Origin of the sequence: Paenarthrobacter sp. CM16 (assembly GCF_013179505.1) — a bacterium.
GTDB lineage: Bacteria > Actinomycetota > Actinomycetes > Actinomycetales > Micrococcaceae > Arthrobacter.
Genome location: NZ_JABMCX010000509.1, coordinates 1 through 1,651, shown reverse-complemented (window position 1 = coordinate 1,651; position 1,651 = coordinate 1). Strand labels below are relative to the sequence as shown.

The 1,651-nt window shown below is 61.1% G+C and carries 2 protein-coding genes and 1 pseudogene; all 3 read right to left on the bottom strand.

Annotated features, from left to right (window positions below; translation table 11 throughout):
- A partial coding sequence (locus HP499_RS23985; RefSeq protein ID WP_172326530.1) for an ABC transporter permease subunit occupies positions 1-225 on the bottom strand: 225 nt, incomplete at its 3' end.
- The gene (locus HP499_RS23980; RefSeq protein ID WP_172326529.1) at positions 226-1,041 is read right to left on the bottom strand and encodes an amino acid ABC transporter substrate-binding protein; all 816 of its coding nucleotides are present in this window, start codon (positions 1,039-1,041) and stop codon (positions 226-228) included.
- A gap of 238 nt (positions 1,042-1,279) precedes the next feature.
- Positions 1,280-1,651, bottom strand: a pseudogene (locus HP499_RS23975) (hypothetical protein); the annotation flags it as partial.

Sequence of the window (1,651 nt, the reverse complement as noted above, 5' to 3'; positions counted from 1 at the left end):
GAAGAAAATCACGAACAGCTGGACCAGCAGGGGAGTGCCACGGATGACGGAGACGTAGAAACGGCCGATTCCCGAGAGCAGCCAGTTAGGGCTCAGCCTCATCAGTGCCACCACCAAGGCGAGCACCAGGCCGAAGGCGAATGAGGCGAGGGTCAGGGGAATGGTCCCCGTGACGGCCCCGGTGATCAGTGGGCCGAAGGAACTCCAGATGAGGTCCCAGTTCATCTATTTGGTGACGTCCGCGCCGAAGTACTTTTCGGAGATCTTGGCCAGGGTTCCATCTGCCTGGAGGTCGGCCAGGGCCTTGTCCACGGCAGCGGTGAGCTCGGTTGAGCCCTTACGGAAGACGAACGCACTTTCGGTCTTATCCGGTGCCTCCGCAGCGACCTTCAGACCGGAATCCGGGGTGTTCTTGGCGTAATCCAGGTACGTGAGTTTGTCATTGACGGTCGCGTCCACGCGGCCCTGCTGGACCAACGTAGCGGACTGCGCCCAGCCTTCCACGGCCTGGACGTTGGCGCCGGCTTCCACAGCCATCTTGTAGAAGTTGCTGGTCAGTGACTGGGCCGTCGTCTTGCCCTTGAGGTCCGCGAAGCTGTTGATGCTGGAGTTGTCAGACTTGGTCACCACTACTCCCGTGGAGACGGTGTAGGGAGTGGAGAACTCGTACTTCGCCTTGCGTTCGTCGTTGGTGGAAATCTGGTTGGCAATGGTGTCGAAGCGCTTGGAGTCCAAGCCGGCGAAGATGCCATCGAACTGTGTCTCCTGGAAGGCAGCCTTGACGCCGAGCTTTCCGGCAACTGCCTGGGCCACCTCAACGTCGAAGCCGGTGAGGTCGCCGGCGCCTTCTGCATGGAAGCTGAAGGGGCGGTACGTGCCTTCGGTGGCGATGACCAGCTCACCCTTGGACTTGACGTCCGAAAGGGATGTATCTCCGCCTGACTGCGCGGGAGTTGAACCTCCACCGCACGCTGTGAGCACGAGGGCGGCCGAGGCCAAAGTGGCGGCGATGATGGAGCGGCGGGTGCGAAGGCTGTTCATGGAGCCATCTTAGCCACCGTAAGGAGCCTTGCTGGGTGTGGGCTCCCGGTGGGCCGCAACAGGGGGTTAAAAAGGCTGAGTGGGGGCGGTCCCCAACAGCCCGCCACCACTCATCCCCCCAATTGTGATCCCATGGGCGCCACATCCACCGGAAACCCGTTCTCTGATTCCGGTGTCAGGCTGCAACCGCGTTCACACATTCATGATTGTGCCACGATCTAATGCTTTTGTGAAAGTCTTACGCTGCGAGACGTTGTTTTCTTCGCGAATATGCCTTGGAGAACCAGATTCCGGCCAGCCCAAGGGCCGTGGCCATGGCTGCGGAGTAGTTGATCAGGACCCGCAGCCAAGCCTCCGAGAAGGGGATCAACGGGAACAGTTGGGAGAGCAGGAGCAGGCAAAGTCCCAGGAGCAGCAGGGCCGAAGCCACCCGGAGCAACACCGGGGCGGCGCTGACCACGGTCCGCCAAATTGCGGGGACCAAACATGCAGCGACGAAACCGGGGTAGAAACGGCCCATGAAGGCATAGGCCTCCAGTGAGGGGCCCCACGTCAAACCGCTCATGCCGGCCGAAGAACCCTGGGTGTCCGTGACAACGAAGAAGTAGAC

Excerpts from the sequence above, each read along its gene's own strand:
- HP499_RS23980 (WP_172326529.1), bottom strand. The coding sequence starts at position 1,041 with ATGAACAGCCTTCGCACCCGCCGCTCCATCATCGCCGCCACTTTGGCC.